The 7,950-nt window shown below is 47.2% G+C and carries 8 protein-coding genes; 3 read left to right on the top strand and 5 right to left on the bottom strand.

The features are described from left to right. Window positions 1-273: 273 nt before the first annotated feature. From VST71_11975 to VST71_11955, 5 genes are all read right to left on the bottom strand, one after another. Window positions 274-495, bottom strand: coding sequence for an addiction module protein (locus VST71_11975; protein MEC4686436.1), 222 nt, complete (start codon window positions 493-495; stop codon window positions 274-276). Between the two features lie 369 nt (window positions 496-864). Beyond that, window positions 865-1,695, bottom strand: a complete 831-nt coding sequence (locus tag VST71_11970) for a ParB/RepB/Spo0J family partition protein (GenBank protein ID MEC4686435.1) — start codon at window positions 1,693-1,695, stop codon at window positions 865-867. After that, window positions 1,676-2,446 (bottom strand): AAA family ATPase, encoded by a 771-nt coding sequence (locus VST71_11965; protein ID MEC4686434.1) that lies wholly within the window; start codon window positions 2,444-2,446, stop codon window positions 1,676-1,678. Before VST71_11965 ends, VST71_11970 begins: the two co-directional genes overlap by 20 nt. Before the next feature lie 40 nt (window positions 2,447-2,486). Beyond that, window positions 2,487-3,209: a hypothetical protein gene (locus VST71_11960; protein ID MEC4686433.1), complete on the bottom strand. Its 723-nt coding sequence runs from the start codon at window positions 3,207-3,209 to the stop codon at window positions 2,487-2,489. 156 nt (window positions 3,210-3,365) lie between these two features. After that, the gene (locus VST71_11955; GenBank protein ID MEC4686432.1) at window positions 3,366-4,019 is read right to left on the bottom strand and encodes a DUF1614 domain-containing protein; all 654 of its coding nucleotides are present in this window, start codon (window positions 4,017-4,019) and stop codon (window positions 3,366-3,368) included. Between the two features lie 137 nt (window positions 4,020-4,156). Between VST71_11955 and VST71_11950 the strand changes: the two genes are divergently transcribed. The 3 genes from VST71_11950 to mtnA all read left to right on the top strand — a co-directional run bounded on the left by VST71_11950 (window position 4,157) and on the right by mtnA (window position 7,906). Continuing rightward, the gene (locus VST71_11950) at window positions 4,157-5,419 is read left to right on the top strand and encodes a CBS domain-containing protein (protein MEC4686431.1); all 1,263 of its coding nucleotides are present in this window, start codon (window positions 4,157-4,159) and stop codon (window positions 5,417-5,419) included. Between the two features lie 90 nt (window positions 5,420-5,509). Next, window positions 5,510-6,739 (top strand): Nramp family divalent metal transporter, encoded by a 1,230-nt coding sequence (locus tag VST71_11945; GenBank protein MEC4686430.1) that lies wholly within the window; start codon window positions 5,510-5,512, stop codon window positions 6,737-6,739. Window positions 6,740-6,844: 105 nt separating this feature from the next. After that, window positions 6,845-7,906, top strand: a complete 1,062-nt coding sequence (gene mtnA / locus VST71_11940; protein MEC4686429.1) for an S-methyl-5-thioribose-1-phosphate isomerase — start codon at window positions 6,845-6,847, stop codon at window positions 7,904-7,906. Window positions 7,907-7,950 lie beyond the last annotated feature (44 nt).

The following is a 7,950-nucleotide window of genomic DNA, read 5'->3' as shown; positions in this document are numbered from 1 at the left end:
AAAAAATATTGTTTTTCGTATTTAGGGCATAATATCAGCAAATACGTAATACGTATAATATTGGATAATTGTAAGGGAGGGTGTAAAATGTCAACAAAGGCATTGCCTGAATTTCAGGAATTTCTAAGAGCACGAAAGATTGTCCCTGACAGGAAAGTACCTTTTTATGCTCATTGGGTGAGCAAATTCCCCGTTTTTTCAAACCGTAACGAGGGGATGAACGGGGATTTGCTGTTAGAAAAGTTCTTATAAAGGTAAAGGATTGGCGGATATTCACCTGCTGTGATACTTGTCCATTATCTGTTCATAAGGCACCGCCTCTAATTTGTCCGTTTTGTATGCCTGCCAGCGTTTACGCGCCTCATCTGCCCAAATACGGTCGATTTCAGGGTCAGGCTTGTCAAGCTGCATCAATATAGAATCTACCAGCTCAATCTTTTCAATGTCCGGCAAAGACTTAATTTTATCTTCAAGTTCATCGCTAATGCTTCCCATAGCACTCCTCCTTTCTTAATCATCTATAGTATAGAAGAAATTCTGCTCTTTGCTTATCTATAAGGGTACTCTATAAGAAGCTAACAGACATTCCCCTGTAGTGCATTAGGGCATAATCAGGCCTTTCTCAAAGTAATAATACCATAAACAGAAAGGGGAAAATGATGAGATAAATTCTGAATCTCGGCTTATCCGCAGATTGCTCAGATTTTCGCAGATTTTCAGATAAAAGCCAGGAAACTTCTGTTTCATTTCCTTAAAGAATAAATGGGTGAAGAAATAGACATGTAAAGGTTATCTTGATTGTTTTGTTTTATAATCTGCGAAAATCTGTGTAATCTGTGTAATCTGCGGATATATCTTAACGAACTAAGCTCTCAGGATTTCAAGGAGCCTGTCAAGCTCATCAAGGCTGTAGTACTCTATCTCTATCTTACCTGCCTTGCCCCGGTGTTTTATACTGACCTTCGTCCCCATCGAGCGTTTAAGGCGATCTTCAAGGGCTGCAATATCAGGGTCTTTTGCCTTCTGCTTTTTAACCTGACCCGAGGGGGTCTCCAGGAGACGCTTGCACAGGGCCTCTGTCTCCCTCACGCTGAGCCCCTTCTTTACTACCACCCGTGAAGCATCCATCTGCGCCTTTTTTGTTGGCAGCGACACAATGGCCTTTGCATGGCCCATGCTGAGCCTGCCGTCATTTATAAGCCCTTTTATCTCGGAGGGAAGCCTCAAAAGTCTCAGGTAGTTTGCAATTGTTGCCCTCTCCTTTCCCACCTTTTTAGAGAGGTCTTCCTGGGTATACTTGTGCTCCGCCATCAATCTGTGAAAGGCATCTGCCGTCTCTATCGGATTGAGGTCGTCACGCTGGATATTCTCAATAAGTGCAAGTTCGAGGGATTCACCCGGCCCGCTGTCCTTAATCATCACAGGGATCTTTTTCAGGCCTGACAAGGCCGCAGCCCTCCACCTTCTCTCACCTGCTATCAGGTAGTAGTCACCGTTTTCAGCCCTTCTTACCATGACGGGCTGGAGAATGCCCTTCTCTTTTATTGATGCCGTCAGCTCCCTGAGGGCCTGATCGTCAAAAATCTTTCTTGGCTGTTCAGGATTGGGCTTTATCTTTTTTATCTCTATCTCCTGAACACCCTGCTGGTGGTCAGGAATCAGTGCCCCAAGTCCTCTACCGAGTGCGTCCTTCACTTAAAATCTCCTTTGCAAGTTGAAAATAGCTTTGAGCACCCCTTGAACGGGCATCATATAGCATTACGGGCTTACCAAAGCCCGGGGCCTCGCTAAGTGTAACATTTCTTGGTATAACTGTGGAATAAACCACGTCTCCAAAGTGTTTTTTCACCTCCTGGGCCACCTGATGCGACAGGGAGTTCCTTGCATCAAACATGGTCAGCAATATACCCTCAATCTGCAGGGACGGGTTGTAGGAGTCCTTGACAAGATTGATTGTACGTGAAAGGAGACCAAGCCCTTCCAGTGCATAATATTCACACTGCACAGGCACAAGAACAGAGTTGGCGGCCACAAGGGCATTGAGGGTGAGGAGGCCAAGCGAGGGGGGACAGTCCACTATGATATATTCAAACCTGTCGGCAATCGGCCTGAGGGCTTCTGTTAACACCGCTTCCCGCTCCGGCCTGTCAACAAGTTCAACCTCAACAGCAAGGAGATCGATGGAGGAAGGGACAATGCTTAACTTCTCCACCTCTGTACCGGTAATTACCTCCTCCATCCCTGCCCGGCCCACAAAGACATCGTAGAGAGTCGTCTTTAGATTGTTTCTGTCTATGCCAAGACCGCTCGAGGAATTCCCCTGCGGGTCTGCATCAATTATGAGGATATCCTTTTCTGCCAACGCAAGGGAAGCCGCAAGGTTTATTGCAGTTGTGGTCTTTCCGACCCCGCCCTTCTGGTTTGCTATAGCAACAATCCTGCCCAAAACACCATCCTTTATCTCCTATTGTTCCACGTGGAACACATCACTCCATCACTCCATCACTCTCTGTCACTCCCGCGTTCTCTGCCACTCCATCACTCTCTGCCACTCCCGCGTTCTCTGCCACTCCCGCATTCTTCATGGCAAGCTTTTTCTTCTCGGAACTCAAGGTCTTCAGCACCTTGACTCCAAGGGGGGTAATGCCGTACCCTTTTCTCTGATTGCTCGTTATCAGGTTAAGCGCCTTAAGTTTTTTCATATTATACCTGATCCTCTCTGCAGGAATCCTGAGCCTCTTTTCAAGGTCCTTGGAAGGCAGATAATCGTATTCCCTCAGGAGTCTCAGGGTCTTTATAATCCAGGGGATTGCGTTCTTCTGGTCATCGATGATGAGCTTTTCCTTAAGGTTGTAAAGCTCGGAGTCCTTTACGTTACCCATCGCCTTCTTGTAGTTCTCTATATCCTCACCAATATACTCAAACTCTATCCTTACAGCCCTCTCCTTCTCAAAATCAACCTTCCTTTCAGCCATCTCCTCAAACTCTCTCTGAAAGACTGCAAGAGAGTTATAGCCACACCGCTTTAATTCCTCAGGTGTTATATCCGAAAGCTTCTTAAAGTCCACATCCAGCACCCTGAGAAGACCAAGATTATATGCCCTGTATATCTTGCCCCTGAGAACCCTGAGTGTATCCCAGGGCTGAAAGGTCAGGGTAATCTTACCGGTCTTTATATCGTCATGATATTTTTTCATAAAACGAAACATCTTCAACCTCCATCCATTGTTATAGTTCTTCTCCTGCTTATAGTCCTTCTCCAGATAATCGAAGAAAGACAAATTAGCAGTTAATTATATATAATACAATATTTTACGGAAAAATTAAAGGATTTTCAGTTGGAAAACAGAGGAATGTGGATTTTTTCAGGCAAGAAGCACGGATACCAACCCTACAAGATATATACCGTCAAAAACCCCTGCGCCACCAATACTTAAAAAAGTTGACGGCAGTCTCTGTATTTGGTGAAGCCTCAAGAGGTCGGCACCTATCAGTGTACCCATTACACCGGAGATATACGCCACCTGGGGAGCATATTCTCCTGCAATCAGAATCGCCACTGAAGCAGAGATTACCGGGGGCACAAAGGCGGGCATAACCACACCCACACCCCTCACAGGTTTGCTCAGCATATAGGCAACCAGCGCCGTGATGGCAGTGGCCACAAAGGTTACTGTAAAAGGCACCTGCCTCAGGAGATAAAGGCTCAGAAGGCCGGGAAGTATGGCTCCGCCGAGGTTTACTGCGATTACCCTCTCTGCTGTCTGGGGAACCTTGATGCCCATAAGAGTGTGAAACAGGGTGGCTACGTCATCAGGGGGTATGGAATCTTCGACTTCTCCCCTGTGCACGGGAATATTTATACTGCTTCCAAGAAGACAGGCTATAAAAAAGACATACCCGCAGACCGGACTCAACCCGAGCTTGGCAAAGGCCAAAGCCGGGGCAAGGGCAAAGAGGAGGGGTATCAGCAAAAGAAAGAGGATAAACAGCATCAGGGATACAGGAAGAAAGATCATATTGTTAACATATCAAGTATACCGGAAAAAAGCAAGCCAGTCTCTTCAAGTGAAAAAATTCAATATAGAATTTTTCATCTTGCCATACCCTTTAATAAAAGGTTAAAGTAAAATTCATTTTATCCAAAGGAGATTTTATGCCCATTTTTGGTGAACTCTTCTTAAGCGAACTCCTTAAAAAACCGATCCTTGATTTAAAGGGAGACAACCTCGGCACCCTGAGGGATATAATAATCGTGAAGGGAGAGCCGCTCCCTGTGGTGAAGTCTTTAATAGTTTCGAGGAAGAAGAAAAAGTTCCTGGTACCATGGGAGACCATGAGTATATTCAACAAAAGGGTAATGGCCTCCACATTAAACAGAGAGGACCTGGCCCAGTATGAACCCTCGGATGAAGACCTGCTTGCCGTCAGGGATATCCTTGACAAACAGATAGTTGATGCCACCGGGGCAAAGGTGGTAAGGGTGAATGACATAAAGCTGGAAGGCTTTGAGGGAAAGGCCGTACTCGTAGCAGTCGACGTCGGAATGAGGGGAATCCTGAGGAGACTGGGCATTGAAAGACAGGGAAATGAGTTTTTCAAACTCTTCAAAATAGAGTTGCCGCATAACCTGATAAGCTGGACCTATATCCAGCCACTTGAGCCAAAACTCAAGACCATTGCTCTGACAGTGCCGAGGCAGATGGTTGCCAACCTGCACCCCGCGGATATTGCCGAAATTATAAGCTCCGTCTCCAGAGAGGAAGGAACGAGCCTCTTTACAGACCTTGACCTCAAAACCGCTGCCGAGACCCTTTCCGAGCTTGAGCCTGATGTGCAGGCGAGCATAATAACAGAGATGGAGCCGGAGAAGGCATCGGATATAATTGAGGAGATGCCCCCGGATGAGGCAGCAGATATCCTCGGAGATCTGCCAACGGAAAAGATGAAGGCCCTCCTTGAAAGTATAGACCAGGAAGATGCAGAGGATATTCAGGAACTCCTGGAACATGAAGAGAATACCGCCGGGGGCTTGATGACCAATGAGTTCATTGCCTATGAGCCGGAGATCAAGGTCTCCGAGGCCATTGAGAGGTTCAAGAGAGACGCTGCCGAAATAGAGACAATCTATTATATTTATGTAATAGACCCTGACGAGAAATTGCTCGGTGTCCTTTCCCTCAGGGAACTCCTCCTTGCAGATCCGGGAAAAACACTTTCGGAGATAATGGTTACAAACCTGAAGACCCTTAACCCCGAGGATGATGAAGATATAGTGGCAGCAGCCATATCAAAGTATAACCTCGCAGCAATACCGGTTGTCGACAATGACAATGTGCTTATAGGTATTGTCACAATGGATGACATTATAGACAGGATCCTGCCGCCAAAGGCAAAGCGAAAGCGTAAAAAGGTCTGAATCAGTCACTGGTCGGACTCCGCACCTTGCACTTTCCTGATATTAACCGTTTCTGAACGAACCAATGACAGATGATACCGCTGGCAAAACATGAAAAAATATTTTATAAAGATAGCCCTTTTTTTCTCTGTGTTTGGTCCGGGGATAATCACGGCCAACATTGACAACGACGCCAGTGGGATTACCACCTACTCTGTAGCCGGTGCAAGGTTTGGCTATGCACTCCTGTGGACACTCCTTCCAACCACTGTCTCGCTGATAGTCGTGCAGGAGATGATCGCCCGTATGGGCGTTGTTACCGGAAAAGGGCTCTCGGACCTTATCAGGGAAAATTTTGGGGTGAAAGTCACCTTTTACATGATGCTGGGGCTCTTCGTTGCAAACCTCGGCACAACTATGGCCAATCTCGCGGGCTGGGCTGCAAGTATGGAGATTCTGGGGTTCAGCAAGTATGCAATGGTACCTGTTGGCTCACTGGCAATATGGCTGCTTGTCACAAAAGGTACATACCGTACGGTTGAGCGGGTTCTTCTCCTGGCATGTATCATTTATATCGGCTATGTGGTATCAGGGATCATGGCAAAACCGGACTGGTCCCTTGTTTTTAAAAGACTGGTAGTACCTGAAATCAAGGCAGACCCCGAGTACATCATGCTGACAATAGCAATAATCGGTACAACCATCACCCCCTGGATGCAGTTCTACCTCCAGTCCTCTATTGCTGAAAAGGGTATTAAGAAGAAGGATTACGGGGCCTCAAGGCTGGATGTGGTGCTGGGGTGCAGTATCACGAACATAATCTCCTTCTTCATAATTGTTACCTGTGCCACCGTCCTGTTTCCGGCAGACATAAGGATAAATGAGGCAAGTGAGGCAGCCATGGCATTAAAGCCTTTTGCGGGCAGGTTTTCATCCCTTATCTTTGCCGTAAGCCTTGCAAATGCCTCATTGCTTGGAGCGATTATCGTCCCGCTGGCAACTGCCTACTATACGTGTGAGGCCATGGGATGGGAGGCCGGGGTCAACAAGACCTTTAAAGAGGCCCCCCAGTTCATGTGGATTTATACCTCGATTATCATAATAGCCTCGCTTCTGGTCCTCATTCCCGGGGCTCCCCTTGTCACGCTTATGGTCCTGTCCTCTGTGGTTAACGGCCTCATCCTTCCCTTTGTCCTCTATTATGCCCTGAAGCTGGCGAACAACAAAAAGATCATGGGTGATTATACCAATTCACGCATCTTCAATATCATCGCCTGGGCCACGGTCGGTGTCATCATCTTTCTCACCATATGTATGTTATTGTTCATTTTTGTGTTATAATTTCAGCACTGAGGGGGAGGGGGTAATAACCCCTGCAGCCAGTTCAACAAAACTAACCGGGTATAAACCAGAAATACAAAAGGAATTAGACGGGCGTGCCACTTTATGGTTAAAAGTATTGAATGGGCAGGGGAGAAGGTCCGGATACTTGATCAGAGCAGGTTACCCCTTGAGGTCGTATACATAGACTGCAGCGATTACACTATGGTGGCAGATGCCATAAAAACCCTCAGGATCCGGGGGGCTCCAGCCATCGGGATTGCTGCAGCGATGGGAGTTGCCCTCTCTGCACAGGATATAAAGGTATCCTCATTTGAAGAGTTTATGGTATCCCTCAAACCCCTAATGGATACAATGATATCTACAAGGCCGACTGCCGTCAACATTCGCTGGGCCATGGACAGGATAAAGGCACTTATGTTGAAGAACAGGCATCAGGGGGTCGAGACCCTGAAGAAAATGCTCGTTTACGAGGCCAAGTCCATACTTGAAGAGGATATCACTGCAAACAGGGCCATCGGGAGCTGGGGGGCTGAGTTTATAAAGGACGGGGCAACTGTACTGACACACTGCAATGCAGGTGCACTCGCAACCGGCGGGTATGGTACAGCCACAGCACCTGTACTGGTTGCCAGGGAGCAGGGGAAAGAGGTGCAGGTTATTGCCGATGAGACAAGACCCGTGCTCCAGGGGGCAAGACTGACCACGTGGGAGCTGATGCAGACAGGCGTGCCGGTAACCCTTATCACCGACAACTCTGCCGGGGCACTGATGAAAAATGGCATGATAGATCTATGCATAGTGGGAACAGACCGCACTGCAAGAAACGGTGACGTAGCAAACAAGATAGGCACATATTCCGTGGCAGTCCTTGCAAAGGAGAATAATGTTCCCTTTTATGTCGCAGCACCTTTAAGCAGTATTGATTTTACCATCCCCTCAGGGGAGGAAATACCGATAGAGCAGCGCCCTGCAGAAGAGGTAACACACATATGTGGCCACCCTGTTGCTCCGGAAGGAGTCAGGGTTATCAACATGGCGTTTGACGTTACCCCAGCAAGGTATGTCACAGCCATAATAACTGAAAAGGGGGTTTTTAGGCCGGGGGACTTAAAAAAACTGACAAACAAGGGAGTGAATCTCTCAGAGTTGAGACTAAAACCTTGACTTTAGAGTCAAATATCCCCTATCATGTCATCTGTATGTTATGC

The organism is Nitrospirota bacterium, assembly GCA_035873375.1.
In the GTDB taxonomy this organism is placed as follows: domain Bacteria; phylum Nitrospirota; class Thermodesulfovibrionia; order Thermodesulfovibrionales; family JdFR-85; genus BMS3Bbin07.
Note: the sequence above shows the minus strand (reverse complement) of the source record. Positions and strands in the feature narration are given on the sequence as shown.